Consider the following 25025-nt stretch of genomic DNA (forward strand, 5'->3'; position numbering starts at 1 on the left):
CGTTACTCCTCGCCCTTGAACACGTCAGGCATATACGCCCGGTGGAAGCCGTTATAGGTCTCGCTGTTTTTCGCCTTGCCCAAGGTCCAGGCGCGGGTGCCCTGGCTGGCGGCGCCGTCGATGCGGATGGTGTTACCGCTGATGAAATTGGCGCCTGGCGTGAGCAGGAAAACGATGGCCGCGGCCACTTCCGATTCGCTGCCAATGCGCTGCAGCGGTACGTGATCCTTGAGCGAGCGGATCATGTTCTTCATCGATTCGGGGTAGGTGTCCATGCCGCTGGAGGCGATCCAGCCCGGTGCCACGGCGTTGACCCGCACGCCGGCGTGGCCCCATTCGTAGGCCGCGGTCTTGGTGAAGTTCTCCATGCCGGCGCGTGCGGCACCCGAGTGGCCCATGCCGGGCATGCCGCCCCACATGTCCGCGAGCATGTTGACGATTGAGCCGCCGTGTTTGCTCATGCTCTGCAGGAAAACCTCCTTGGCGATGAGAAAGCCGCCGACCAGGTTGGTGCGCACCACGGTTTCGAAGCCTTTCTGGTTGATACCGATCAGCGGCGCGGGGAATTGGCCGCCGGCATTGTTGACCAGGTGATGGATCTGCCCGCGCTCGGCGATCACGCTTTTGACCATGGCCTTGACCGCGTCTTCGTCGCGGATATCGCACACCTGCAAACTGGCTTGGCCGCCGTCCTCAATAATCTCGCCGCAGGTGGCTTCAAGCTTTTCCAGCTTGCGTCCGACCAGCACCACGTGGGCACCCAGGCGTGCCAGTTCATGGGCGGTGCAACGGCCGATGCCGCTGCCGCCGCCGGTGACCATGATGGTCTGGCCGCTGAACAGGCCGGGTTTAAACACTGAGTCGTAGCTCATTGTTATTGTCCTTGTTCGAGGCTAACGGCCAGCGCCTTGGGCACTGGTATCGGGAATTCCAGCAGCTGCTGGGCAAAGGCCTTGCCTTGCGGGTCGATGCGCAACGAGGCGACGCCGCCGCCGCCCAGGGCGTTCTCCAGTAAAAAATTCAGGCTGTGGCTGCCGGGCAGATACCAGCGGCTGACCTTGCCGGTTTGCTCATCCAGCGTGTGCTGCATCCATTCGGCCACGGCACCCTCGCTCAGCGCAGCGGCGATCCACGCCAAGTACTCGGGCTTTCTGGCCATTACACCGATATTGCTGTGATTGCCCTTGTCGCCAGAGCGCGCTACGGCCAGCTTGATCAGCGGCACGCTGACATCAGCCTGACCGCTCGGCAGCGGGGCGGCGATATCGGCAGCAATCTGCGCGCTGTCCAGCACCGTGATCTGCGGCAGTGCGACCGGTGTGCGTTCGCCGTTCAGTTCAACTTCCATGGCGCAGGCGCCTTTGTCTGCGAGAAAGCTGAACAGGCGGATTACCGGGTAAACCGTAGGGCGACCACCGACGATGCCGGTCAGCCCCGGTGCCATGCCGGTGGCGGCCTGGGCGATCTCACGGGAGAACAACACCAGGGCTTCTTTCTTCGCATGGCGCACGGCGATCTTGATCACGATCTCGCGGGTGTCGGTGCGCAGGCCACGCGGGCCGTAGGTGGCTTCGGAACCGAGCAGTTCGATGCTGACTTCCTTGTAAGGCCCCCAGCCGCGCTCGGCGAACATTTCCTCGGTCTTGCGGATGATCGCCTGGCTGACGCGCTGGGCTTTCTTCACGGCATCAAGGCCGGCCATCAGGCAGCTGGCGGTGCAGCGGAAACCGTCCGGGTAGGTGGCGCTGACCTTGTATTGATCAGTTGGCGGCAGGCCGCGCGCGCCTTTCAGCTCAACCCTGTTGTCGCCGACTTGGGTCAGTTGCACCTGGGTGAAATCGCAGAGCACATCGGGCAGGTAATAGGCCCGTGGATCGCCGATTTCATAGAGCATCTGCTCGCCTACGGTAAAAGGCGTGACCAGGCCGCCAGAGCCTTTCGGCTTGGTCACCACAAAGCCACCATCGGCGGCCACTTCCACCACCGGGAAGCCGATGTGTTCATAGTCCGGCACGCTGTCCCAGTCGGTGAAGTTGCCGCCGGTGCACTGTGCACCGCATTCGATGATATGCCCGGCCAAGGCGGCCTGAGCCAGATGGTCATAGTCGCTCCAACCCCAGCCGAATTCATGCACCAGTGCGGCGCTGACCACAGCGCTGTCCACCACGCGGCCGGTGATGACGATATCCGCCCCCAGCTTGAGTGCTTCAACGATGCCCGGTGCACCGAGGTAGGCGTTGACCGACACGCAGAAGGGCGGCAACGGCGCGCCGCTAAACATTTCCACGGTACCAGCCTTGGCCAGCTCACCGAGCTTGGGCTGCAGGTTGTCGCCGTGCAGCACGGCGATCTTCAGATTGACCCCGGCTTGCTCACAGGCAGCGGCGAGGGCCGCAGCGCAGGCGCTCGGGTTAACCCCGCCGGCGTTGCTGATCACGCGGATGTTCTTCGCGGCGATCTCGCCCAGCAGCGGCGTCAACACTTCAACGAAATCGCGGGCGTAGCCTTCATCCGGCTTCTTCATCCGCGCGCCCGCCATGATCGACATGGTCACTTCGGCGAGGTAGTCGAATACCAGGTAATCCAGTTCGGTGCCCTTTACCAGCTGGGCGGCGGCAGTGCTGGTATCGCCCCAGAAGGCGGAAGCGCAGCCGATGCGTACGGTTTTAGTCATTGGAAGAGGTCCGCAACACATGAATAAGGTGATCTGAAGGCTACCAAGCAAGCGCTTGGTTGAAAAGCCCCGCGGCGAATCTTTCTAACCGAAAGTGTGGCCAAGCGCTTGCTTGGGTGGCTGGCGCAGCATAAATTTCACTAATAACGACAAGCACTTGGGCAGCAACGCGCAGGGCGTTGAGCGCAAGGCAATAAAAGTTGGAGAGCATTTAGCGTGGATGATCAACAAGCGCAGGCGGTGATGCGGGAGCTGGTGGCCAGTGGGCAGATTACCGACCCAGACAGCGCGCGCGGCAAGTTGCTGCAAACGGCAGCGCATCTTTTCCGCAGCAAGGGCTACGAGCGCACCACGGTGCGTGACCTGGCCAGTGCCGTAGGCATTCAGTCCGGCAGCATCTTTCATCACTTCAAGAGCAAGGACGAAATCCTGCGTTCGGTGATGGAGGAGACCATTCGCTACAACACTGCGCTAATGCAGGCTTCGCTGGCCGAAGCAACGGATTTGCGCGGCCGCGTACTGGCGCTGATTCGCTGCGAGCTGCAATCGATCATGGGTGGTACCGGTGAGGCCATGGCCGTGTTGGTGTATGAATGGCGTTCGCTGTCAGAGCCCGGTCAAGCGTTTATTCTCGATTTACGTGATAGCTACGAGCAGCTCTGGTTGCAGGTGCTTAACGAGGCGAAGGCGGCCGGTTACTTTAAGGCCGATCCGTTTATTCTGCGTCGCTTGCTGACCGGTGCGCTGAGCTGGACCACCACCTGGTTCCGCCCGGAAGGGCCGATGACCCTTGACCAGCTGGCCGAAGAGGCCTTGTCATTGGTGATTAAAGAGGTTTGAGAGCCTTTTTTGCCTCCCGGCGGCAGCTTTAGACGCGCGTCGTAGGCTTATCAGCTAGGATGGCACTTTGATGGTATTTTTGACGTCAAAGTGCTGAATGTTTGTGGCTCAAGGACGAACAGCGCTGATTGGCTTCCAATTGAGGTCTGCCGCTTGTCCCTTAGTGCAAAGGCTCTGCTCCTGACGCTGTTGCTCGCCACTGGCTTGGTTTATGGCCGGCAGGATGTGCGAGTGGGTGCCTATCACTTTCCGCCTTATGTCGTTAAGCCTGAAAGCGCACAGCCGACCGGCGTTCTGCCAGATCTGTTGCTGGCGTTTAACGAGGCACAGGACGCTTACCGGTTCAGGCTGGTTGCCACTTCCAGCATGCGCCGTTATCAGGACCTGCACAGTGGTCGATTTGATCTGATGTTGTTCGAGTCACCGGAGTGGGGGTGGCAGGGCGGTGCCCATCGATCGCTGGATTTGAAAATTGAAGATGCCGAGGTGTATGTCGCGCGTCGACAATCAGGTCGTGACGAACATTACTTTGATGACTTCAAGGGTAAACGCATGGCCCTGTACAGTGGCTATCACTATGGCTTTGCTGGTTTCAGTGCGGATAGACAGTTTCTAACCGATCAGTTCAATGCGGTGCTGACCTATTCCCATGACAGTAATCTGGCCATGCTGCTGCGTGGGCGTGCCGATATAGCGGTGGTTACCCGCTCTTACCTGCGTAGTTTTCAACAACGCAATGTAGAGCAAGGCCAAGCCTTGCTGGTGTCTCAGCGCGTTGATCAGATCTATCGCCACCAGGCCTTGTTTGCTCTTCACTCGGCAATATCCCCCCAGAATTTTGCTGTGCTGTTGGAGCAACTCAGGCGTAATCAACGGCTGGGGGATGTGCTGCGTAGGCATCATGTGCAGGCTAGCGAAGTGTCTGTTAATGACTGAAACTGCTCTGTTAGGTCAGGTTTGCCTGGGTTAGGCTGCAAGCTTAGGAATTCTGGAAGTTTTTACCCCATGGCATATTTGAGGCAAGCAGCAAGGCGGGTCAGCATGGGGTTGATGCTAATGCTGGCCAGTCAATTGGCGATGGCTGTGCAGGAAGTGCGTGTTGCAGCAGTGTTTTTCCCGCCATATGTCTACAAAACCGAGCAATCTGATGTGCCTGGCTTGCTCAGTGAGTTGCTGACTGCACTTAACCAGACACAAACGCAGTTCCGTTTCGTCATGGTGCCCACTTCGGTCAAGCGTCGTTTTCGTGACTTTGCCCAGCAACGTATTGATCTGGCCATTTTTGAGAACCCTGCCTGGGGTTGGCAGCAGATTCCGCATGTGGCATATGACATGTTGCTGGAAGATTCTGAAGTGTTTATCGCTCGCGTCGAACCTGGCCGTGACCAGCATTACTTTGACAGTCTGCAGGGCAAACGGCTGGCCCTCTATCACGGTTATCACTATGCCTTTGCCGGTTTCAACGCTGAGCCGGACTATCTCAGCAAAGCGTTCAACGCCACCTTGACTCATTCACATGAAAGCAACCTGCTGATGGTGTTGCATCAGCGGGCGGAAATTACCTTGGTGACGCGTTCGTATATCGGCGATTTTCTGCAGCGTAATCGCCAATATGTCGGGCAATTGCTGGTTTCTGAGCGCGCCGACCAGCGTTATCGCCATCACGTATTGATTCGCCCGAATGCCCCCATTTCAGCCACGCAGTTCAACATCATGTTTGAGCGTTTGCGGGATACGGGGCAGTTGCAGCGTATTTTTGGCCGCTATCAGGTCGCTGTCATGCCACGCGCAGCGGGTAGCTTAAAAGCAGCAGGTGCAGCAGATTGACGGCGCCATGCAGGGCGATGGCCAGGCTGATTCGGCCACTGAAGTGAAAGATCAGCCCATAGCCCAAGCCAGCAATCCCGGCGACCACGGCAAATAACGGGCTGAAGGGCAGATGCACGGCAGCGAACAGCAGCGTCGTCAGACCAATGCCCGCACCGGCACCGAGCCAACTGACCAGTCGGCTTTGCAGCAAACCGCGAAACAACAACTCTTCGGCCAGCACGGCCACTCCCAGGTTGACCGCCAACCATAACCAAAGCCCGTCTGGCCATTTCGGCTGCCAGCCGACCAAACCCAGCGCCAACGCCAGCAGCGGGACGACGAGCAGCGTCAGTGCGGCGGTGAGCCACACGCTGTTTGACAGTGGCTTGCTCGGCGTCTTCTGCCCCAGCCACCAGGCCAGTAACGTGACGCCGACCAGCAGCTTGTCCCAGGACAAACGCAAAGCATAGGGCGCGGCATCGGCACTCAGTTGGCGCGGCGGCCACAGCGGTATAGCGCTAAATCCCGGAACCAGGTGCGCAGCAAAGCCGATGCAGGCCAGCAGGCTTAGCCCCGCCCACAGCGCAGTGGGCAGGTATCTGTCGGCAAACAGCAGTAAAGCGCAGAGAATAGTGCCGGCGGCCAGCCCCGGCAGCTGGATATAACCCAGGGCAAACCCAGTAGCCAGGCACAGGGCTGGCAGCATCAAGCGCAGATGCAATGGCATGGTACGTCCTTGTTCGTTGCGGTTAAGGCTCGCGTGCGTCCTTGGCGTCTTGCTCAAGCTGGCGTTGGCGGATCTTCGCCAGCTGCTCCTCGCTCAGCGGCAGTGGTTTGGCCGTGCGTAGTAGAACCATCAGGCCACCCACGATGGATCCCAGCGCCAGAAGCATCAGCAGCCAGATAGACCAGGTCATAACACCATCCTTGCAGAGTTGAGCGGCCACCATAGCGCGCGGCGGTCGGTAATTAAACGGCAATAGCGTTCCGATGGGCGGCACGCAACGCTCTGGCTTGCGGGTCAACTGTGATGACTGTCACACGGCGGCAACTTGGCGCTGGTTGAATGGCGGCTTTCCAACGCACAGGGAGTCTGCCCATGACCACTGCCAGCGCACTTACGCGCTTGCTTAAGCCGGTTACACCGTTGGCTGCGGACATGAGTATCGCCGATGTGGCGGATCGTCTGCTGACGCCGGAGCTCAAGGCTTTTCTCTCGCTGCCGATTGTCGATAGCGCCGGCCGGCCGCTGGGCCTGGTCAGCCGCACCACCTTGCAGGATATCTTCATGCAGCGCTTTGGCCGCGATTTGCGCGGCCGTCACGCGGTGCAAGAGGTGATGAATGCGGCACCGCTGGTGGTCAGCCTGGACACCAGCCTGGAGGACGCCGCCAAGCAGATCACCGGGCAGCTGCAATACCCGATTACCGAGGATTTTATTCTGGTTGACGCCCAGGGCCTGTATCGCGGCCTGGGCACTGTGCTCGATCTGCTCAAGGCCATGGAGGCGCGCATCGCCCAGCGCAATCTGGTGCTGCGCAAGGCCCTGGTGGAACTCAAGGAGTCACAGACCCAACTGGTGCAGTCAGAAAAGATGGCGTCCCTGGGGCAGATGGTCGCGGGTGTCGCCCACGAGCTGAACACCCCGCTGGGTTATGTGAAAAACAACGTGCAACTGCTGCGCGAACTGAGTGCGCCGCTGTTTGAACTGGCCGAGGTGCAGGCTGCGCTGGGCGACTGTCTGAACGATCCGACCTGCGATGAGGCGCGCCTGGCCATGGCTCTGGATGCCGCCGCCGAGGCCCGCGCCAAGGCTGCACCGGAGCTGCTGGTGGAGGACTTTACCCAGCTGTTCAGCGACACCCTCTATGGCCTGGAGCAGATTGCCGAGCTGGTGGTCGGGCTGAAGGATTTCGCCCGCCTGGATCGCGCCATGAGCGAGGAGGTCGACCTCAATGAGTGCATCCGCAGCGCCCTGGTGATTGCCCGTAACGGGATCAAGGACAAAGCCGAAGCCATCCTGCAACTGGGCGAGCTGCCACCTATTCCCTGTGCGCCGTCGCAGATCAACCAGGTGCTGCTCAACCTGCTCAACAACGCCGCCCAGGCCATCGATGGCTTCGGTCAGATCCTGGTGAAAACCTGGGCCGATGACAGTGCCGTGTGCATTTCCGTGCAGGACTCCGGGCGTGGCATGCCGCCTGAGGTGCTGGCGCGCATCTTCGATCCGTTCTTTACCACCAAACCGGTGGGGCAGGGCACCGGGCTGGGGCTATCGATCAGCTACAAGATCATCCAGGACCACGGCGGGCAGATCCGCGCAGCGTCTGAGCTTGGGCGTGGTACGCGCTTTCTGATCCGCCTGCCGCGCCCGCAGGCGCTGCCACTACAACGGAGTGCCTGATATGAATGAGCCGGTTCGTATTCTGTTTGTTGATGATGAAGAGCGCATTCTGCGCAGCTTGGCCCTGCAGTTTCGCCGCGAGTATGAGGTACTGACCGAGAGCGACCCGCGCCGCGCCCTGGAACGGCTGAAAAGCGAGCGTGTGCAGATTATCGTCAGTGACCAGCGCATGCCGCAGATGAGCGGTGCCGAACTGCTGGCCCAGGCGCGGCAGATTGCCCCCGATACCCTGCGCATTCTGTTGACCGGCTATTCGGACCTGGATGCCGCCGTGGAGGCGCTCAACAGTGGCGGCATCTTCCGTTACCTGACCAAGCCCTGGGACCAGCAGGAGATGGCCTTCACCCTGCGCCAGGCGGCGCAGATTGCCGCTCGCCAGATTCATGCAACTGACAGCGCTGCCGCTGTGCGTCAGGCGGTGGCGTTGAACGTGATGCTGCTGGATAACGACACACAAACCCTTGAGGTCGTGGCTGAGTTCTGTGTCAGTGGTGGCCATCGGCTGCTGCGGGTAGCATCGTTGAACGATGCACTGACGTTACTCAACAGTCAGCCCGTGGACATGCTGATCAGCGACTTGCAGCTGGCGGGTGAGAGCACCACGCCCTTGCTGAAATCGTTGGCGCAGTTGCAGCCACGCTTGCTTAGCCTGGTGGTGACGCCGTTCTGTGATACCCAGGCGCTGCTCAAGCTGATCAACGAGGCGCAGATTTTCCGTTACCTGCCCAAGCCGATTCGTCGTGGCCTGTTTGACAAAGGCTTGTTGGCCGCGGCTGAACAGGCGCAGATCTGGCGTGCGCAGCCGGCACAAGTGGTCACGCGACTGGCGCAGCAACCTGTTGATGATCGCGAGCGTGAGAAAGTCGGCAGTCTGCTGGGCATGCTCGGACGTTTGCGAGAGCGCCTGATTGCCTGAATGACTCCCGCTGCTGCGCCTTGTGCGGCCTAGCAGCGGGGTTGGCAGCCGCCTTAGCGGCGCACCTGCTTGAGGGTTTCGGCGATCAGGAAGGCCAGCTCCAGCGACTGGTCGGCGTTCATCCGTGGGTCGCAGTGGGTGTGGTAGCGGTCCGACAGGCCGTCTTCGGTGATCGGTCGCGCGCCGCCGATGCATTCGGTGACGTTCTGCCCGGTCATCTCGATGTGAATCCCCCCGGCATAGCTGCCCTCGGCCTGGTGCACGGCAAAGAACTGCTTCACTTCAGCGAGGATCTGCGCAAAGTCGCGGGTCTTGTAACCGCTTGAGGCCTTGATGGTGTTGCCGTGCATCGGGTCTGAGCTCCACAGCACCTGGCGACCTTCACGCTGCACGGTCTGGATCAGGCGCGGCAGGCCGGCTTCGACTTTGTCCGCACCCATGCGCACGATCAGGTTGAGGCGGCCAGGATCGTTGTCCGGGTTGAGGATGTCGATCAGGCGGATCAGCTCTTCGCTGTTCATGCTCGGGCCGACTTTCACCCCAATCGGGTTGCCCACGCCGCGCAGGAACTCAACGTGCGCGCCATCCAACTGACGGGTGCGGTCGCCGATCCACAGCATGTGGGCGGAACAGGCGTAGTCGCCGCCAGTCAGGCTGTCACGACGGACGAAGGCTTGTTCGTAGTTCAGCAGCAACGCCTCATGGGCGGTGAAGAAGCTGGTTTCGCGCACCTGAGCTGCGCCGTCCATGCCGCAGGCGCGCATAAACATCAGGGTTTCGTCGATGCGGTCGGCCAGTTGGTTGTACTTCTCGCCCAGGGCAGAGTGCTCGATGAACTCCAGGTTCCATTTGTGCACCTGATGCAGGTCGGCAAAACCGCCCTGGGCAAAGGCGCGCAGCAGGTTCAGCGAGGCGGTGGACTGGTGGTAGGCCTGCAGCAGGCGCTCCGGGGCTGGCACGCGGCTGGCGGCGTCAAAGCCGATGCCGTTGACGATGTCGCCACGGTAGGCGGGCAGGGTCACGCCGTCGATGGTTTCATCGTTGGCCGAGCGCGGCTTGGCGAACTGACCGGCCATGCGTCCAACCTTGACCACCGGGGAGCCGGCAGCGAAGGTCATGACGATGGCCATCTGCAGCAGCACCTTGAAGGTGTCGCGGATTTTCGCCGCGCTGAACTCGGCAAAACTCTCGGCGCAATCGCCACCCTGCAGCAGAAACGCGCGGCCCTGAGTGACCTCGGCAAACTGGCGGCGCAGTTCGCGGGCTTCACCGGCAAACACCAGCGGCGGATAACCGGCCAGGGTCTGCTCGACCTGCGCCAGGTGCGCGGCGTTCGGGTACTGCGGTTGTTGCTGGATCGGCTTGGCTCTCCAGCTATCAGGACTCCAGGGTTGCGACATTACGGCTCTCGGCTTAAGTCAAATCAGGCGGACGGGCATGGTAACCGATAAGCCAGACGCTTCAAGCCGATAGGCATGATAGAGCCGCTGTATGGTGGCGTGCAGCTCAGGCAGTGACGGGTTTGAAACCTGCTGCTGGTGTTGTGCGCGGCAATACGTCACGCCCCGGCAGAAAGCGGCCAAAGCCCGGCTGTTTGCCCAGCGCCTCAGGGAACTCGCGGCTGCGGTGGTAGGCGATAAGGCCGTTGATCAGTGTCGCCTCCACGGCCGCGTCATTGCGTTTTACCACCCGCTCCAGGCCGAGCACCTCCATCGGCGCTTCGTGGATGGCGTCCAGTTCATCAGTCAGGCCGTCTGGGTTGACGATCACCAGATCAGCCCGGTCGCCCATGCGGATATAGCCCGCATTCACGCCGATAAAGTCCGCCAGCTCACCGCTCAACCGGTGGATGGCATGGCCCACGGTCATAAACGGCGTGCCGGCCCGTTCAGCGTCGCGCACGTATTTGAGAAAGCGCAGCGGGAAGTTGTATTGGGCAATCGAGCGCAGGTGCGCGCCGGAGTCGGCAAAGCCCGGCTGGGTCCAGGGGCTGGCCAGCAGTGCGTGCATGACGGCCTCGCGCTGATTGCCGTAGCAGGTGGTCCACTTCAGCGCTTCGCGGTACTGGCAGGCCAGCTCGAAATAGGCATCCACCGGGTCGAGGCCGCGCGCAGCACCCAGTTGCTTGAAGTTCTGGCCGACCATGCTGGCGTCCGGGCACTCGGTCACCCAGCAGTCGGAGAAATCGCGGTGCCACAGGCCTTTGGTGAGGATGGCCTTGACCTGCTTCTTGAACAGAGCGCGGAACTGCGGCTCCTGCACCTTGGCGTACAGCTCGTCCGGGTCTTTGATGTTGCGCAGGATTTCGCCCGCGCCGAACTCCTCGAAGGCGTTCACGTTCAGCCCTTCCAAGCGCAGGGTGAAGGGCGCAGGCAGTGTCTGCCAGCGGAAATGGCCGCGCAAGACGGTGTTGGCCAGCCAGCCGGAGAGGCGGGTGAAGCGGTGCAGCAGTGGCTGGGATTTCAAGTCCAGCGCGGTGAGCATTGAACACTTAAGCGGTTTGCGGAACCAACCGTGGGCTTGATAGAGGAAGGCAAACACATTGACCTTGGTCACCGCATCCGGCGCGCCCTGCAGCACCGCACCACGCCGGCGCAGAACGGCAAACAGGCGGGAGAACTCATGCCAGTTGGCAAAGGTTGAAGGCAGCGGGCTGGACCAAGCGCGGTCACCGTCCATTTTGTCCAGTTTGGTGGTCATCACCGACAGGCCAATACAGCCGGCATCCAGCGCCTCTTCCAATAGCTGTTCCATGCGCTGCAATTCGGCTTCGGTGGGTTTGATTTTGCTGGTGGCCCGCTGCAGGCCCATCACCGCTACGCGCAGTTCCGAGTGACCGAGGAAGGAGCTGATGTTAGGCCCCAGCGGATGCTGGTCGTAGAAGGTGCGGTAGCCGGCCGCATCGCGCCAAGTTTTCTTCTGCTGCAGGATCGGCAGCACGTATTCACGCGGTACCGCCTCAACACGGGTGAACAGGTCGGAGCAGTCCTCGGCATCGGCCAGCACCATGCTGATCGAGCAGGAGCCGATGGTCACGCTGGTCACACCGTGGCGCACGGATTCTTTCAAGGCGGGGGCGGCGATCACTTCGGCATCGTAGTGCGAGTGGATTTCCAGAAAGCCCGGTGTCACCCACTTGCCGGCGGCATCCAGCACCTCGGGGCAGCCGCGCTCATCCAGCGGGCTGAGGCTCAGTACATCAATGCGTCCATTCTTGATGCCGATATGCCGCAGCGCACCGGGTGCGCCTGTACCGTCGAAATACAGACCATTCTTGATGATGATGTCGAAGCTCATAGCAGACTCCAGGGCGCGAGCAGCAGGCCGCCGGTGACCAGCAGCAACAGGTAGATGGCAATGCGGAAATGCTGTTCGTTGAAGCGTTGGTGCAGGCGCTCACCCAGCCACACGCCGATCAGCAGCAGGGGTGCGTAACTGGCGACCTGGGGCAGCGCGGGGAGCAGGCGGCCGTCGAGCAGGAGGGCCAGCGTCAGCAGGCTGTTGAGGGTGAACCACACGGTGACCAGGGTGGCGCGCAGGCGCGCCTTGTCCAGCTGGGTGCCAGCCAGGGCGAACACCAGCAGCGGCCCGCCGGAAGCAAACAAGCCGTGGCTGACACCCGCACAGGCGCTGAGCAGGCGGCTGAGCCATAGGGGGCGCGCGGACTGCACGGTTACGTGGCGCAAACGCCACAGCTCACGGGCAGCAAACCACAGCACCAGTGCGCCAAACAGGCGCTTGGCCAAAGCTGAGTCGAGGAAGGGCAGCAGGGCATAACCGATCAGCGTACCGAGCAGCATGCCGGGCAGAATCATGCCCAGCAACAGGCGGCGGTCGATCATCTGCCGATGGCGCCAGACCAGATAACCCGTCATGCAGATGTTCAGCGGCACCAACACCGGCAGCAACTGATCAATCGGCAGCAGCAGGGCGCCCAGCGACAGGGCGATGACGATACTGCCGAAGCCGGTGATCGCTTCCAGTGTGTAGGCCAGCAGGATAAAGCCCGCCAGGGCTAGCCAGGCCAATTCCATCAGTCCATCTCTGCCGCGAAACGCGCGCTCATCTTGCGGTAGTAGAAACCCGGTGCGATGCGCCACAGCAGGCTGGCCAGCCAGCTGCCGCGGTCGGGGAACAGGCGTTCGCGGCCTAGGGTCTGGGCCTGGAGAATCTGCTTGGCCATCCAGTCGGCACCGCGTATGCGGCCGATGGTGGAGCGGGCATGGCCGGCAGGTTTGCCGTCAGCCCCGAGGGCGTTGAGATCAATGGGAGTGTCGAGAAAGCTCGGGTACACCAGCAGCATGCCAATGCCATCACGGGCGACCTCGGCGCGCAGCACCTCAAAGAACTGACTGAGGGCGCTTTTCGCCGCGCAATATCCCGCCCGGCCCAGCACCGGCATCCAACCGGCCATGGAACCGATGGCGATGATCTGGCCGCGGCTTTGTTGCAGCAGAGGCAGGGCGCTGAGGGTCAGCTCCACTGGCGCGTGATAATCCACCGCCATGACGGTGCGAAACACGGCGGGGTCGGTCTGCATTGTGGGTGAGCGATGGGTGATGCCCGCGTTGTTGATCAGCACATCAAGCCGGCCGAAACGCTCGCGGCAGGCGTTCAGCAATTGTCGGTGCAGGGCCGGATCGGTGATGTCGCCGGGCAGGCCCAGTACACACTCAGTCCCCAACTCGCGGACGCGCTCGGCCAGACCGTCAGCATTGATGTCGGTCAGCAGCAGGGCGTAGCCCGCCGCATGATAGGCGCGCGCCAGTGCCCAGCCGAGGCCGCTGGCGGCACCGGTGATCAGTGCAATACGCATCAGTGAGTGCCTTCGCCGAGAGCCCTGGCCGGTGCACTGGCGGGTGGGGTGCGTGACCAGTAGAGCGCCAGAATCAGCCCGGACAGCAGCTGCCAGCAGCCCCAGAAGGCGGCAATCAGCAGCATGCCGCCAGCTTGCGGGAAGAAGGTGAAGATCAGCGCCATGCCCAGTGCCGAGTTATGGATGCCGGTTTCCAGGGTGACGGCGCGTACATCCGCTTCGGGCAAGCGCCACAGCCGTGCACAGAGGTAGCCCAGCAGCAGCGCCATGCAGTTGAGGCCCACCACCAGCCAGAAGAACAGGTGGAAGTAATCGATGAACTGCGTGAAGTTCTTGGCGAATGCACCGCCGACAAAGGCCAGCATCACCAGCAGGGAGAAGTGGCGCAGCGGTTTTTCCAGTTTGTGCGCCAGCTGCGGATGGCGCTTGCCCAGCAGCATGCCGAGCACCATGGGCAGCACCAGTACCAGCAGCACCATCAGCAGCAGCTCGACCGGGTCGACACTGATTTCCGTGAGCAGTGCGCGGGTGCTGGGATTGAGGCCGGCATACAGGGCGAAATTGAGCGGGGTGAAGATCCCCGCCGTCACGCTCGACACTGCGGTGACGCTGGCCGACACCGCGACGTTGCCGCGCCCCAACCAGGTCATGATGTTGGAGAAGGTGCCGCTGGGGCAGGTGGCGACCAGGATCATGCCCAGGGCCAGGCTTGGGTCGATCGGCAGGAGGATGGTCAGCAGGCAGGTCGAGGCCGGCAGCAGGATAAACTGCACCAGCATGCCGATCAGCGGGGCTTTGGGGGCGCGCAGGATGCGTTTGAAATCATCGGCACGCAGTTCCAGCGACACGCCGAACATCATCAGCGCGATGATCGCGTTCAGGGCAATCATCGCGCTGGGGGAAAACTCAAGATTGACGGCAGGCATCGTGGTTTTCCTGGGCAGTGGTTGAGTTCAGTGGCGGCAGGTTCTGCTGCAGTTCAGCGATGTGCTGCTTCACACTCGCGCGGTAGCTGTCCTTGTGCACGTAATAGGCCATGCGCTCCAGCTTCAGGTAGCTATAGCCGCCATCCAGGCGTTGTGCACTGCGCGCCTGCACCAGGCGGCGGAAGTCGCGGGCGGCGACGCTACCTTGCTGCTGTTGGCGAATCACCAATGCCACCAGCTCGGCCTGCTCGTCGCGGCCCTGCCAGCCCAGGCCCGAGGCCTCGACCATGCCCATCATGAACAGGTTGTCGTACTCGGGGTGGAACACGTTCAGGTACAGCTGCGGCGCGCCGGCCTGGCTCGGCCAGTTGAGGTGAGCGCGGTCGATAAAGGGGTAGTTGAGCGTATAGCCGGTGCCTTGCAGAATCAGGTCGTATTCGGCCTGTTCACCATCGCTGAAGGTCACCTGCAGGCCATCAACCTTGGCCACATCCCGGCGTGCCTTGATATCGCCATGGCCGAGGTAATGCAGCACCAGGGAGTTCATCACCGGGTGCGATTCATAGAGTTTGTAGTCCGGGTCTGGCAGGCCGTATTGCGAGGGTTTACCGACCAGGGCGCGCACCAGCAGGCCGTCGACCCACTGTTTGAGCGGGCGCGGCAGTTTGATCGCGCCGCCGAGGGTGTCGATAGGCCGGCCGAGGGCGAATTTGGGCAGGAAGTAATAGCCGCGGCGCACTGACAGATCGACCGAGGCGGCGCGGTGCACAGCGTCCACGGCAATGTCGCAGGCCGAGTTGCCACAGCCGATCACCAGCACGCGCTTGCCGTCGAACACGGCTGCCGAGCGGTAGGCGCTGGAGTGCATCAGTTCGCCGCTGAAGTTGCCTGGAAGCGCCGGCTGGTTGGCCGTGTGCAGGGTGCCATTGGCGATCAGTACGCCATCGACGTGCCATTCACGCTGCACGCCGTGCTGTTCGCTGATCAGCTTCCAGCCCTTGTTCAGACGCTGGATATCGACCACCCGGGTGTTGAACTGGTAGTGCGCATACAGGCCGAAATGCGCGGCATAGTCGCGGAAGTAGCGGCGCATTTCGCTGTGATGCGGGTAAGGGGCCACCTCGTCGCGCATCGGGAACTCGCTGAACTGGGTGGTGCCCTTGGAGGAAATCAGGTGCGCCGAGTCATACATGGTGCTGTGCGGATTATCGATATCCCATAAGCCGCCAACATCGCAGTGCTGTTCGAAACCGACAAAGTCGATGCCGTGCTTGTGCAGTTGACGTGCTGTACACAGCCCCATGGGGCCGGCACCGATGATCGCGTACATGGCAAACCTCGATAATCGTTTTTATTGTTGTAGCCGTATAGCGACGAACTCGGCGTCCCCGACTGCGGCAAATTATCGCGTGACCAGGGGAGGGTGCCTCAATGACAATTAGCGCCTTTCCTCTGACCGAAATGGTCGGGGATGTCACGGTGGAGTGTGCGGGATGCCAGGTTTACCTCCGGTTGGGCAGATGCCGGACCCACTGTTGATCGCCGAAGTGCACGATGCCTTCGGGGTGATTCAGGTGGTCGAAATGGGCGCTTACCGCTTTCTTGAATTCGGTGAAGCGATTGAGCAGAGCTGCGTCTATATGCCGGATCCCAGCTGGCTGGAGTATGACTACACCCGCGCCATGCTGCTTGGTGCACTGTGCCATGAACAGCCGGAAAGCGCGCTGTTTCTCGGTCTTGGTGCCGGCAACCTGACGCAGGCCTGCCTGAAGTTTCTGCCGCTGGATGATGTTGAGGTGATCGAACTGCGTGCCGATGTGCCGCGCCTGGCCATGGAGCATATGGGGCTGACCGATGACGCGCGCCTGACCATCCGTATCGGCGATGCGCTGGATCTTCTGGAAAGTGCCGAGAAAACCGACCTGCTGTTTGTCGACCTGTACACCGATCATGGTCCGGCGACCGGGCATCTGGCCTGGCGCTTCCTGGAAAACTGCCAGAAGCAGCTCAACCCTGGCGGCTGGCTGATCATCAATCAGTGGGCCGGCAATGACGGCAAACCCCTCGGCGCGCCGCTGCTGCGCGGCCTCTACCATCGGCATTACTGGGAGTGCCCAGTAAAAGAGGGCAATGTGGTATTGCTGGTGCCGGCGGATCTGGAGCAGGACATCGACTTTGCCGAACTGCGGCGCCGTAATGAGCTGCTGGCGCCACAGTTCGGTTATTCGCTGGAGTCGTTGATCAAAGCGGTACGTCCGGCGACTTGATCAAGCTCAACGCCCTTTAAAGTCGCCCGGACGGCGCTCCAGCATGGCTCGCACACCTTCCTGCGCATCTTCACTGGCCATCAGTCGTGTGACGGTTTTATGCAGGCTGGCGGCAGCAGCATTCGGGCCTTCCACTATCGCCTGACGGGCGGAAGCCAGGGTGGCCTGAACACCCAGTGGCGCTTGTGCGGCGATGCGTTCGGCCAGCCACAGCGCCTTGGGCAGCAACTCTTCGCTGGCCACCACTTCCTGCACCAGTCCCAGGCGATAGGCCTCGTGGGCGTCAAACTCATCCCCGGTCAGCAGCCAGCGCATGGCATTGCCCCAACCGGCGCTCTGGTGCATGCGCAAGGTGGCGCCGCCGAACGGGAAGATGCCACGCTGCACTTCCATCTGCGCGAAGCGGGTGTTGCTGGCACACAGGTTGATGTCTGAAGCGAGCATCAGTTCGATGCCGATGGTGTAGCAGTAACCTTGTGCGGCCACGATCACCGGCTTGCTGACGCGCGGTCCGCCAAACACGCCCCAGGGATCGCAGCCGTCTTCAGGTATCTTCCAGCCGGCGGCAAACTGTGCGGCCACATTGGCCAGGTCCAGGCCTGCGGTGAAGTGTTCACCATGGGCAAATACCAGTGCCACCCGTGCCTCGCTGTCGCGTTCGAACTCACCGTAGGCCCGGCACAGGTCATCGAGCATGGGCATGTCGAAGGCATTGCGCTTGCTCGATCGGTCCAGGCCGATCAACATGATCTGGCCGCGTTTTTCACGGCTCACGCGGCCGCTGGTGCTTTGGGTCATGGTGGTGAGTCCTTGTAGGCAGGTTATGGGTAAGCGCTGTGCTACTACAGCGTGCCATCTGCAGGCTACCAGAGCATGACGATTTGGCGTGGGCCAAGCGCTATTTATGGAAAAACCAGCACATCGGCCAGGTTTTCCGGTATAGTGCGCGCCGGTCAATTTTTGGCCACGTTCAGGTAGTGCAAATCGCCCGAAGCTTGACTTCGGCAGCCAGTCCGCCCAGCGCGGGCTATCCTTGACGATTCATTTATCACCATGTTTTCGCAAATCCCCGCCGACAGAGCTGCCAGGGTGACTTTCGGGTCTTACACGGCATGCGCAGCTTTGGAACATGGGTCTTTGCGGATGCACTAGAGGCAGACCCATGACCCAGGAAACCGGCGGCTTCGCCGCACTCGGACTCAATTCCAATATTCTCGCTGCACTGACCGCTGTTGGTTACGAAGAGCCGTCGCCAATTCAGGCACAAGCCATTCCCGTGATTCTGTCCGGCCAGGACATGATCGGCCAGGCCCAGACCGGCACCGGTAAAACCGCGGCATTCGCCCTGCCGATTCTGTCGAAAATCGACCCGGCCAAGCGTGAGCCGCAGGCGCTGATCCTCGCGCCAACCCGTGAGCTGGCCCTGCAAGTGGCCACCGCGTTTGAAACCTATTCCAAGCAGATGCCCGGTCTGAACGTCGTTGCCGTGTATGGCGGCGCGCCGATGGGCCCGCAGCTCAAAGCCATTCGTCAGGGTGCGCAAGTGATTGTCGCCACGCCGGGTCGTCTGGTTGACCACCTGCGTCGCGATGAGAAAGTGCTGTCGACCATTCAGTACCTGGTACTCGATGAAGCCGACGAAATGCTCAAGCTGGGCTTTATGGATGACCTCGAAGTGATCTTCGAAGCCATGCCGGCCAGCCGTCAGAGCGTGCTGTTCTCCGCGACCCTGCCGCACTCGATCCGCGCCATCGCAGAAAAGCACCTGCGTGAGCCGCAGCACATCAAGATCGCCTCCAAGACCCAGACCGTAACGGCGATTGAGCAGGCGCACCTGATGGTTCACGCCGACCAGAAGCACGCCGCCGTCCTGCGTCTGCTGGAAGTCGAAGAGTTCGATGCCTTGATCGGTTTCGTACGCACCAAACAAGCCACCCTGGATCTGGCCGCCGCGTTGGAAGCCAAAGGCTACAAGGCTGCTGCCCTGAACGGTGACATTGCGCAGAACCAGCGTGAGCGCGTGATCGACTCGCTGAAAGATGGCCGTCTGGACATCGTCATCGCCACCGACGTCGCTGCCCGTGGTCTTGACGTGCCGCGTATCACCCACGTGATGAACGTGGACATGCCGTATGACCCGGAATCCTACGTGCACCGTATCGGTCGTACCGGCCGTGCGGGCCGTACCGGTCGTGCGCTGCTGCTGGTCACCCCGCGTGAGCGCCGCATGCTGCAAGTGATCGAGCGTGTGACCGGGCAGAAAGTGGGTGAAGTGAAGCTGCCGAACGCTCAGCAAGTGCTGGACGCGCGCATCAAGAAACTGACCAACAGCCTGGCACCGCTGGTGGCCGATGCTGAAGCCAGCCACGGTGACCTGCTGGATCGCCTGACCGCTGACATCGGCTGCAGCCCGCGTGCCTTGGCCGCCGCGCTGTTGCGCAAAGCCACCAATGGTCAGGCCCTGACCTTGGCGGAAGTGGAGCGCGATCAGCCGCTGGTGCCGGGTAGCGGCAGCAGCGCGCCGCGTGAACGTAGCGAGCGCAGTGACCGTGGCGATCGTCCTGAGCGTGACGGCAGCCGCGAGCGTCGTGCGCCGGTACCGCTGGCCGAAGGCCGTGCGCGTTGCCGCACCGCATTGGGCGCGCGCGATGGTATCGCTGCGAAGAACCTACTCGGCGCCATCCTCAATGAAGGTGGTCTGGCTCGTGAGGACATCGGCCGTATTCAGGTACGCGAGAGCTTCAGCCTGGTCGAGCTACCGGAAGAGGGTCTTGAGCGTCTGCTGGGTAAGCTGAAGGATACCCGCGTAGGTGGTAAGCCGCTGAAGCTGCGTCGTTACCGCGAAGATTGATTCTTCGTTGAATAAAAAAGCCCCGCTTAATGCGGGGCTTTTTTATTCGTTGAGTTTTTGCTGTCGCGATGAGTTCAGTTTTTTGCGGTATGCGAGCTGGGTAGGGGCGGATTGGTTCGCTCAAGGGTGACTCAGCTGAAGCTGTAGATGTCCATTCCCAGTGCTCCCAAGGTAAAGCCGCTGTGCTCGACCTTGAATTGCCCGCCTGCACCTGCGGCAAAGAAAAGCGGTAGCAGGTGTTCGTCGCTGGGATGACTGCGTGTGGCGTAGGGGGCCTGCCGGCGATAGTCGTCGAGGGCTGCGTTGTCCTGTGCGGCCAGTTTCTCCACCACCCAGTCGCGAAAGGCCTTGGCCCAGGGGGCGGCCTGTTCCGGGCCGGCTTGCCGGTCCAGCTCACCGAGGTTGTGGGTGATGCTGCCGGAGCCGATCAGCAGCACGCCGTCCTCGCGCAACCCCGCCAGTGCCTGACCGACCCTGCGCTGCAAGTCTGGGCCTTGTCGGCTGGGCAGCGAAAGCTGCAGCACCGGAATATCGGCCTGCGGGTACATTAATGTCAGGGGTACCCAGGCGCCGTGGTCCAACGGGCGTTCGGCATCAAGCTGGGTGGGCAGGCCGGCTTGCGTCAGTCGCTCGGCAATCTCGGCCGCCAGTTGCGGGGCACCCGGCACGGGGTATTGCACCCGGTAGAGCTCGGCCGGAAAGCCGCGGAAGTCATGCCAGGTTTCGGGTTTTACCGCGCCGCCTACCCGCAAGTCCTGACTTTCCCAGTGCGCAGAAACCACCAGGATGGCTCGCGGGCGCTGCAGTTGCTGAGCCAGGTGGGCGAGGGCGGGGCCACTGGCACCGGGTTGCAGTGCCAGCATGGGTGAGCCGTGGGAGATAAACAGGCTGGGTAGGGGCATGACGGACTCCTGAGCGATTGCCCGCAATTTTTAATCAGGTAAGTTGCATATAAAAGCGGAAATATCAGGGGTTATTTATCGTCTTTGTAGATGTATTCTCGCGGGACAAAGTCCTTGGCCTTGCAGCCGCTTTGCGGCAGGATCAGCGGCTCAGTTTCTACAGGAGGCGGTATGCACGCAGAGTTCTGGCAGGCGCGATGGGCGCGCAGTGAAATTGGTTTTCATCTGCCCGAGGTCAATCCTTACCTGCAGCGTTACTGGCCAGCGTTGGGGGTACCCGAAGGCGCACGGGTGCTGGTGCCGTTATGTGGCAAGAGCCTGGATCTGGCCTGGTTGGCAGGTCAGGGTCATCAGGTGGTGGGGGTGGAGCTGGCGCAGCGTGCGGTCGAGGATTTTTTCACGGAGCATGGGCTGCAACCGTTGGTCAGTGATGTTGGCGTATTCAGGCATTACCAGGCGGGCAATCTGGAGATCTATTGCGGGGACTTCTTTGCCCTCAGCGCGCAGCAGCTGGCTGGTTGCGCCGCACTATATGACCGCGCCGCGCTGATCGCCTTGCCTGCCGAGATGCGCGCCCGTTATGTGGCGCACCTGGCGCAGGTTTTGCCGAGCGGTTGCCAGGGGCTGCTGGTGACCCTGGATTATGATCAGGAGAAGATGCCAGGACCGCCCTTCGCCGTGGGTGATGCCGAGGTGCAGCAGTTGTTGGCAGAGCGCTGGCAGTTGCACGTGCTGGAGTGCATCGATGTACTGGGTGAGAACTGGAAGTTCCTCAAGCACGGTCTTGAGCGTTTGGATGAGCGGGTCTATCGCGTGTGTAAGACTGAAACCTGAAAAGAAAAAGGCGGCCTGTGGCCGCCTTTTGCGTTGCTGCAGTACTTAGCCACGCTGGCGCAGGGCTTCGATACGTACTTCCAGTGGCGGGTGGGTCATCAGCAGGCCAGCCAGGCCATTCTTCAGACCACCGTTAATGCCGAAAGCAGTCAGGCTGCTGGGCATGGTGACCGGTACTTCCTGCTCGGCGCGCAAGCGTTGCAGGGCGGCGATCATTGCGCCAGTGCCAGCCAGGCGGGCGCCGGCTTCATCGGCCTTGAATTCGCGCTTACGCGAAAACCACATGACGATGATGCTGGCCAGGATGCCCAAAACAAGCTCGGCGAAGATGGTCGCGATGATGTAGCCGATACCGTGGCCTTCGCCCTCGTTCTTCAGAATCACGCGGTCAACGAAGTTGCCGAAGATCCGTGCGAAGAACATCACGAAGGTGTTCACCACGCCCTGGATCAGCGCCAGGGTGACCATGTCGCCATTGGCTACGTGGCCGATTTCGTGAGCCAGTACGGCACGCACTTCATCAGGCGAGAAACGTTCCAGCAGGCCCTGGCTGACGGCGACCAGAGCGTCGTTCTTGTTCCAGCCAGTGGCGAAGGCGTTGGACTCGTAGGCCGGGAAGATGCCCACTTCTGGCATCTTGATCCCGGCTTCACGGGACAGCTCTTCGACTGTCTGCAGCAGCCATTGTTCGTGGCGGGTGCGCGGTTGGGTGATGATTTCGGTTTTGGTGCTCATCTTCGCCATCCACTTGGAGAGGAACAGCGAAATCAGCGAACCGGCAAAACCGAACACGGCGCAGAAAACCAGCAGGCTGCCATAGTTCTGGCCGGTAAAGCGGTCAACCCCGAGCAGTTTCAGGGTGATGCTGGCGATGATCAACACCGCAATGTTGGTGGCCAGGAACAGCATAATGCGCATCATGGTGTATTGAGACTCCTCACGGGGAACGATCTGTCAGGCCGCTGAAAACCTTGTTTTGGCTGTTTCACCTAGTTTTCAACGGCCATTGACGGTTATGACGGCTATATAAGGGCGCGCGCCCAGGCACTTCAACCTGGCGACTATTTCAAACTATGTCGTTTGCGCTGTTCAGGTTGGATTCGAATAGCAGGCGGGTGAGGCGAGCGACGCGTTCGCCATGACGTTGGCCCAGCGCTTCGCGCAGTTGAAAGGCCAGGGTGGCATGCACGCGGCGCACGCTGGGTGGTAATGCTTCGCCCTCGCGCAGGGCGTGAGGTACGCCGCGAGTCAGGCGCAGGAAACCTTTTTCGCTGAGTACGGCTTGATCAAGGGCGTCGTAACCGATGGTGGAGTCAAAGCGGATATAGCCTTCCTCGGCCAGCCACAGCAGGGCGCCCAGGCAGCTTTGATGACGTGGTGTGGGCAGGCCGAACTCGTCCGGCTCTTCACGGCCGATCAGGTCTTCAACATACAGCGCGACTTTGCTGGGAAATGCCTGATACAGCGCCAGCAGGCCAGCAGCGGCATCTTTGTAGAAGTCGTCGATCTGCAGGTCCATCAGAATTTGCCAATCATTGAGGTGGGAAGGTAGGGCAGCACACGGCCTAGTAGCGCCCAGGGCCAGCCAGGCACGTAGGCGCTGACACGGCGTTTGTCGATGTGCTTGGCGATCAGCGCTGCGCCGCGTTCCACGCCAATCAGGAATGGCCGACTGGCCATATCGCTGTTCAGTGGCGTGTCGATAAAGCCCGGCAGCAGCAGCGTGGTATCGATGTTCTTGCCCAACAGTTCGGCGCGGGTGGCTTCCATGTAGCTGATCAGGCCGGCCTTGCTTGCCGAGTAGGCCGCCGTATGCGGCAGGCCGCGTTTGCCGGCGACCGAGGCGACGGCAACCAGATGGCCGTGACCTTGCTGGCGAAACAGCGCGCAGGCGGCATCCAGGCAGGCAATGGCGCCGATCAGGTTGGTTTCCACGGTCAGTCGAGCGCGCTTGAAGTGGCCACCGCCGGCTTTTCCAGTTAGGGCGATGCCGGCGTTGGCAATAATCCCGTCCAGTCCGCCGAGTGCATTGGCCGCCAAGCCTACGGCATCCTGGCAGGCGTCGTAGTCGGTTACATCCAGTGGCAATACAACTACCTTGCGGGCAAAACGCGCCTGCAGTTCGGCGGCCAGCAGGTGCAGGCTTTCTTCGCGGCGTGCGGCCAAGGCCAAGTCATAGCCTCGGCTGGCCAGCTCGCGGGCCAGGGCGGCACCGATGCCAGAACTGGCTCCGGTCAGCAGGTAGCGTTTGCCCTGGCGCATGGCGATCTCCGCTTACTGTTGGTAGGTCTTGAGGAAACTGCCGATGCGGCCGATGGCCATTTCCAGTTCATCCACACGCGGCAGGGTGACTACGCGGAAGTGATCCGGCCACGGCCAGTTGAAGGCGGTGCCTTGGACGATCAGCAGTTTTTCCGAGAGCAGCAGATCCAGCACAAATTTCTCGTCGTTGTGGATCGGACAGACTTTCGGGTCAATCTTCGGGAAGGCATACAGCGCGCCCATCGGCTTGACGCAGCTCACGCCGGGGATGTTATTGAGCAACTCCCAGGTGCGGTTGCGCTGCTCCAGCAGGCGGCCATTGGGCAATACCAGGTCATTGATGCTCTGGTAGCCGCCCAAGGCGGTCTGGATGGCATGCTGGCTCGGTACGTTGGCGCACAGGCGCATGTTGGCGAGGATATCCAGGCCTTCGATGTAGCTTTGTGCGCGGTGTTTCGGCCCGGAAATCGCGACCCAGCCAGAGCGGAAGCCGGCCACCCGGTAGGATTTCGACAGGCCGTTGAAGGTCAGGCACAGCACGTCCGGGGCCAGAGACGCGGTGGAGATGTGCTGGGCTTCGTCGTAGAGGATCTTGTCGTAGATTTCGTCGGAGAACAGCACCAGATTGTGCTGGCGCGCCAGTTCGACGATGTCCATCAACACTTCTTTGGAATACACCGCGCCGGTGGGGTTGTTCGGGTTGATCAGCACCAGGGCCTTGGTGTTCGGGGTGATCTTGGCCTTCATGTCGGCGATATCGGGGAACCAGCCCGCCTGCTCGTCGCACAGGTAGTGCACTGGCTTGCCGCCAGCCAAGGCCACGGCAGCAGTCCACAGTGGGTAATCCGGTGCCGGGATCAGCACTTCGTCGCCGTTATTGAGCAGCGCCTGCATGGCCATCACGATCAGCTCGGACACGCCGTTGCCCAGGTAAATGTCCTCGATGCCAACACCTTCTACCTGCTTTTGCTGGTAGTACTGCATCACCGCCTTGCGTGCGCTGAACAGACCTTTGGAGTCGCTGTAGCCCTGAGCGGTGGGCAGGTTGCGGATCACATCCTGAAGAATTTCTTCAGGCGCTTCAAAACCGAACGGTGCCGGGTTGCCGATGTTCAGCTTGAGGATGCGGTGACCTTCCTCTTCCAGGCGCTTGGCGTGCTTGAGCACGGGCCCGCGGATGTCGTAGCAGACGTTGGCGAGCTTGTTCGATTTGCTGAACTGCATGTAAGTGATCCCGAATGGAGAAACGTCGCTGAATTACCCTGTAAGCAGTCGCGATATGACGCGCCTTGGCAGGTTGTAACGCCGGTGACAGACTGGGGTCGAATGATACGTGCCAGCCCGACCTTGGCAAAGGTACTGGTTGGGCTTTTTTGTGCTCAGCCCATCCCGGTGCTTCACCCTTTGGGGCTTGTGCACAAAAGTTACGCACCGGCGTTTTTGTGGTGTGTCACCCATGCACGCTAACGTGCGCCGCCGCAGCTTCCATCGGAGCGCTGCCACGTGATGTTGACGATCGTTTTG

At 61.2% G+C, this 25025-nt stretch carries 24 protein-coding genes; 8 read left to right on the forward strand and 16 right to left on the reverse strand.

The window, feature by feature from the left end; translation table 11 throughout:
- Nucleotides 1-2: 2 nt before the first annotated feature.
- Both OU997_RS16950 and OU997_RS16955 read right to left on the reverse strand, forming a co-directional pair.
- A complete protein-coding gene (locus tag OU997_RS16950; RefSeq protein ID WP_108486548.1) occupies nucleotides 3-872 on the reverse strand; it encodes an SDR family oxidoreductase in 870 nt (289 codons plus the stop codon).
- 2 nt (nucleotides 873-874) lie between these two features.
- Nucleotides 875-2674 (reverse strand): acyclic terpene utilization AtuA family protein, encoded by a 1800-nt coding sequence (locus tag OU997_RS16955; RefSeq protein WP_267807691.1) that lies wholly within the window; start codon nucleotides 2672-2674, stop codon nucleotides 875-877.
- Nucleotides 2675-2890: 216 nt separating this feature from the next.
- On the opposite strand from OU997_RS16955, the gene OU997_RS16960 reads away from it, so the two are divergent.
- The 3 genes from OU997_RS16960 (at nucleotide 2891) to OU997_RS16970 (ending at nucleotide 5341) form a co-directional block, all read left to right on the forward strand.
- A complete protein-coding gene (locus OU997_RS16960; protein ID WP_218276619.1) occupies nucleotides 2891-3514 on the forward strand; it encodes a TetR/AcrR family transcriptional regulator in 624 nt (207 codons plus the stop codon).
- A gap of 153 nt (nucleotides 3515-3667) precedes the next feature.
- On the forward strand, nucleotides 3668-4450 hold the full coding sequence (locus tag OU997_RS16965) for a substrate-binding periplasmic protein (RefSeq protein WP_108486546.1): 783 nt from the start codon (nucleotides 3668-3670) through the stop codon (nucleotides 4448-4450).
- A gap of 114 nt (nucleotides 4451-4564) precedes the next feature.
- On the forward strand, nucleotides 4565-5341 hold the full coding sequence (locus tag OU997_RS16970) for a substrate-binding periplasmic protein (RefSeq protein ID WP_420713281.1): 777 nt from the start codon (nucleotides 4565-4567) through the stop codon (nucleotides 5339-5341).
- On the opposite strand, the gene OU997_RS16975 is transcribed toward OU997_RS16970, so the two are convergent.
- Nucleotides 5292-6050, reverse strand: coding sequence for a CPBP family intramembrane glutamic endopeptidase (locus tag OU997_RS16975; protein ID WP_267807694.1), 759 nt, complete (start codon nucleotides 6048-6050; stop codon nucleotides 5292-5294). The genes OU997_RS16970 and OU997_RS16975 overlap by 50 nt on opposite strands.
- A 22-nt stretch (nucleotides 6051-6072) precedes the next feature.
- Nucleotides 6073-6240, reverse strand: a complete 168-nt coding sequence (locus tag OU997_RS16980) for a DUF2897 family protein (RefSeq protein WP_108486543.1) — start codon at nucleotides 6238-6240, stop codon at nucleotides 6073-6075.
- A gap of 182 nt (nucleotides 6241-6422) precedes the next feature.
- Here OU997_RS16980 and OU997_RS16985 point away from each other — a divergent pair, with 182 nt between their 5' ends.
- On the forward strand, nucleotides 6423-7727 hold the full coding sequence (locus tag OU997_RS16985) for an ATP-binding protein (protein WP_108486542.1): 1305 nt from the start codon (nucleotides 6423-6425) through the stop codon (nucleotides 7725-7727).
- 1 nt (nucleotide 7728) lies between these two features.
- Complete coding sequence (locus OU997_RS16990; protein ID WP_108486541.1) at nucleotides 7729-8643, forward strand: response regulator; 915 nt, start codon at nucleotides 7729-7731, stop codon at nucleotides 8641-8643.
- Between the two features lie 53 nt (nucleotides 8644-8696).
- Here OU997_RS16990 and OU997_RS16995 read toward each other — a convergent pair whose 3' ends face one another.
- The 6 genes from OU997_RS16995 to OU997_RS17020 form a co-directional block, all read right to left on the reverse strand.
- Nucleotides 8697-10043 (reverse strand): class II 3-deoxy-7-phosphoheptulonate synthase, encoded by a 1347-nt coding sequence (locus OU997_RS16995; RefSeq protein ID WP_267807697.1) that lies wholly within the window; start codon nucleotides 10041-10043, stop codon nucleotides 8697-8699.
- A 106-nt stretch (nucleotides 10044-10149) separates the two neighbouring features.
- Nucleotides 10150-11940: an N-acyl-D-amino-acid deacylase family protein gene (locus OU997_RS17000; protein WP_267807698.1), complete on the reverse strand. Its 1791-nt coding sequence runs from the start codon at nucleotides 11938-11940 to the stop codon at nucleotides 10150-10152.
- Entirely contained in the window at nucleotides 11937-12677 is a 741-nt protein-coding gene (locus tag OU997_RS17005; protein WP_267807700.1) for a sulfite exporter TauE/SafE family protein, read from the reverse strand. The genes OU997_RS17000 and OU997_RS17005 overlap by 4 nt, the downstream gene beginning before the upstream one ends.
- Entirely contained in the window at nucleotides 12677-13459 is a 783-nt protein-coding gene (locus tag OU997_RS17010; RefSeq protein ID WP_267807702.1) for an SDR family NAD(P)-dependent oxidoreductase, read from the reverse strand. The genes OU997_RS17005 and OU997_RS17010 overlap by 1 nt, the downstream gene beginning before the upstream one ends.
- Nucleotides 13459-14385 carry a bile acid:sodium symporter family protein gene (locus OU997_RS17015; RefSeq protein WP_108486536.1) on the reverse strand — a complete coding sequence of 309 codons (927 nt, stop codon included), beginning with the start codon at nucleotides 14383-14385 and terminating at the stop codon, nucleotides 13459-13461. Before OU997_RS17015 ends, OU997_RS17010 begins: the two co-directional genes overlap by 1 nt.
- The gene (locus OU997_RS17020) at nucleotides 14366-15715 is read right to left on the reverse strand and encodes a flavin-containing monooxygenase (protein WP_267807704.1); all 1350 of its coding nucleotides are present in this window, start codon (nucleotides 15713-15715) and stop codon (nucleotides 14366-14368) included. The genes OU997_RS17015 and OU997_RS17020 overlap by 20 nt, the downstream gene beginning before the upstream one ends.
- A gap of 163 nt (nucleotides 15716-15878) precedes the next feature.
- Here OU997_RS17020 and OU997_RS17025 point away from each other — a divergent pair, with 163 nt between their 5' ends.
- Nucleotides 15879-16652, forward strand: a complete 774-nt coding sequence (locus tag OU997_RS17025; RefSeq protein ID WP_108486534.1) for a spermidine synthase — start codon at nucleotides 15879-15881, stop codon at nucleotides 16650-16652.
- Between the two features lie 6 nt (nucleotides 16653-16658).
- On the opposite strand, the gene OU997_RS17030 is transcribed toward OU997_RS17025, so the two are convergent.
- On the reverse strand, nucleotides 16659-17450 hold the full coding sequence (locus OU997_RS17030) for a crotonase/enoyl-CoA hydratase family protein (RefSeq protein WP_267807706.1): 792 nt from the start codon (nucleotides 17448-17450) through the stop codon (nucleotides 16659-16661).
- Nucleotides 17451-17781: 331 nt separating this feature from the next.
- Between OU997_RS17030 and OU997_RS17035 the strand changes: the two genes are divergently transcribed.
- Nucleotides 17782-19503 carry a DEAD/DEAH box helicase gene (locus OU997_RS17035; RefSeq protein WP_177479975.1) on the forward strand — a complete coding sequence of 574 codons (1722 nt, stop codon included), beginning with the start codon at nucleotides 17782-17784 and terminating at the stop codon, nucleotides 19501-19503.
- Between the two features lie 131 nt (nucleotides 19504-19634).
- On the opposite strand, the gene OU997_RS17040 is transcribed toward OU997_RS17035, so the two are convergent.
- Nucleotides 19635-20405 carry a DODA-type extradiol aromatic ring-opening family dioxygenase gene (locus tag OU997_RS17040; protein WP_267807707.1) on the reverse strand — a complete coding sequence of 257 codons (771 nt, stop codon included), beginning with the start codon at nucleotides 20403-20405 and terminating at the stop codon, nucleotides 19635-19637.
- 171 nt (nucleotides 20406-20576) lie between these two features.
- On the opposite strand from OU997_RS17040, the gene OU997_RS17045 reads away from it, so the two are divergent.
- The gene (locus OU997_RS17045) at nucleotides 20577-21239 is read left to right on the forward strand and encodes a thiopurine S-methyltransferase (RefSeq protein ID WP_108486530.1); all 663 of its coding nucleotides are present in this window, start codon (nucleotides 20577-20579) and stop codon (nucleotides 21237-21239) included.
- Between the two features lie 45 nt (nucleotides 21240-21284).
- Here the strand turns inward: OU997_RS17045 and htpX are convergent, their stop codons facing one another.
- From htpX to OU997_RS17065, 4 genes are all read right to left on the reverse strand, one after another.
- Nucleotides 21285-22160, reverse strand: a complete 876-nt coding sequence (gene htpX, locus OU997_RS17050) for a protease HtpX (protein ID WP_108486529.1) — start codon at nucleotides 22158-22160, stop codon at nucleotides 21285-21287.
- Between the two features lie 145 nt (nucleotides 22161-22305).
- Nucleotides 22306-22758: a hypothetical protein gene (locus OU997_RS17055; RefSeq protein ID WP_108486528.1), complete on the reverse strand. Its 453-nt coding sequence runs from the start codon at nucleotides 22756-22758 to the stop codon at nucleotides 22306-22308.
- Nucleotides 22758-23501, reverse strand: coding sequence for an SDR family NAD(P)-dependent oxidoreductase (locus OU997_RS17060; protein ID WP_267807708.1), 744 nt, complete (start codon nucleotides 23499-23501; stop codon nucleotides 22758-22760). Before OU997_RS17060 ends, OU997_RS17055 begins: the two co-directional genes overlap by 1 nt.
- A 12-nt stretch (nucleotides 23502-23513) precedes the next feature.
- The gene (locus tag OU997_RS17065; protein WP_267807710.1) at nucleotides 23514-24725 is read right to left on the reverse strand and encodes a pyridoxal phosphate-dependent aminotransferase; all 1212 of its coding nucleotides are present in this window, start codon (nucleotides 24723-24725) and stop codon (nucleotides 23514-23516) included.
- Between the last annotated feature and the right edge of the window lie 300 nt (nucleotides 24726-25025).

Origin of the sequence: Pseudomonas sp. SL4(2022), assembly GCF_026625725.1 — a bacterium.
Lineage (GTDB): Bacteria > Pseudomonadota > Gammaproteobacteria > Pseudomonadales > Pseudomonadaceae > Aquipseudomonas.

Excerpts from the sequence above, each read along its gene's own strand:
- OU997_RS16980 (WP_108486543.1), bottom strand. The coding sequence starts at position 6,240 with ATGACCTGGTCTATCTGGCTGCTGATGCTTCTGGCGCTGGGATCCATC.
- OU997_RS17035 (WP_177479975.1), top strand. The coding sequence starts at position 17,782 with ATGGGTCTTTGCGGATGCACTAGAGGCAGACCCATGACCCAGGAAACC.
- OU997_RS16975 (WP_267807694.1), bottom strand. The coding sequence starts at position 6,050 with ATGCCATTGCATCTGCGCTTGATGCTGCCAGCCCTGTGCCTGGCTACT.
- OU997_RS16950 (WP_108486548.1), bottom strand. The coding sequence starts at position 872 with ATGAGCTACGACTCAGTGTTTAAACCCGGCCTGTTCAGCGGCCAGACC.
- OU997_RS17005 (WP_267807700.1), bottom strand. The coding sequence starts at position 12,677 with ATGGAATTGGCCTGGCTAGCCCTGGCGGGCTTTATCCTGCTGGCCTAC.
- OU997_RS17055 (WP_108486528.1), bottom strand. The coding sequence starts at position 22,758 with ATGGACCTGCAGATCGACGACTTCTACAAAGATGCCGCTGCTGGCCTG.
- OU997_RS16995 (WP_267807697.1), bottom strand. The coding sequence starts at position 10,043 with ATGTCGCAACCCTGGAGTCCTGATAGCTGGAGAGCCAAGCCGATCCAG.
- OU997_RS17015 (WP_108486536.1), bottom strand. The coding sequence starts at position 14,385 with ATGCCTGCCGTCAATCTTGAGTTTTCCCCCAGCGCGATGATTGCCCTG.
- OU997_RS17060 (WP_267807708.1), bottom strand. The coding sequence starts at position 23,501 with ATGCGCCAGGGCAAACGCTACCTGCTGACCGGAGCCAGTTCTGGCATC.
- OU997_RS17040 (WP_267807707.1), bottom strand. The coding sequence starts at position 20,405 with ATGCCCCTACCCAGCCTGTTTATCTCCCACGGCTCACCCATGCTGGCA.
- OU997_RS17000 (WP_267807698.1), bottom strand. The coding sequence starts at position 11,940 with ATGAGCTTCGACATCATCATCAAGAATGGTCTGTATTTCGACGGTACA.
- OU997_RS17010 (WP_267807702.1), bottom strand. The coding sequence starts at position 13,459 with ATGCGTATTGCACTGATCACCGGTGCCGCCAGCGGCCTCGGCTGGGCA.
- OU997_RS16985 (WP_108486542.1), top strand. The coding sequence starts at position 6,423 with ATGACCACTGCCAGCGCACTTACGCGCTTGCTTAAGCCGGTTACACCG.
- OU997_RS16970 (WP_420713281.1), top strand. The coding sequence starts at position 4,565 with ATGCTAATGCTGGCCAGTCAATTGGCGATGGCTGTGCAGGAAGTGCGT.
- OU997_RS17025 (WP_108486534.1), top strand. The coding sequence starts at position 15,879 with ATGCCAGGTTTACCTCCGGTTGGGCAGATGCCGGACCCACTGTTGATC.
- OU997_RS16990 (WP_108486541.1), top strand. The coding sequence starts at position 7,729 with ATGAATGAGCCGGTTCGTATTCTGTTTGTTGATGATGAAGAGCGCATT.
- OU997_RS17045 (WP_108486530.1), top strand. The coding sequence starts at position 20,577 with ATGCACGCAGAGTTCTGGCAGGCGCGATGGGCGCGCAGTGAAATTGGT.
- OU997_RS17030 (WP_267807706.1), bottom strand. The coding sequence starts at position 17,450 with ATGACCCAAAGCACCAGCGGCCGCGTGAGCCGTGAAAAACGCGGCCAG.
- OU997_RS17020 (WP_267807704.1), bottom strand. The coding sequence starts at position 15,715 with ATGTACGCGATCATCGGTGCCGGCCCCATGGGGCTGTGTACAGCACGT.
- OU997_RS17065 (WP_267807710.1), bottom strand. The coding sequence starts at position 24,725 with ATGCAGTTCAGCAAATCGAACAAGCTCGCCAACGTCTGCTACGACATC.
- htpX (WP_108486529.1), bottom strand. The coding sequence starts at position 22,160 with ATGATGCGCATTATGCTGTTCCTGGCCACCAACATTGCGGTGTTGATC.
- OU997_RS16955 (WP_267807691.1), bottom strand. The coding sequence starts at position 2,674 with ATGACTAAAACCGTACGCATCGGCTGCGCTTCCGCCTTCTGGGGCGAT.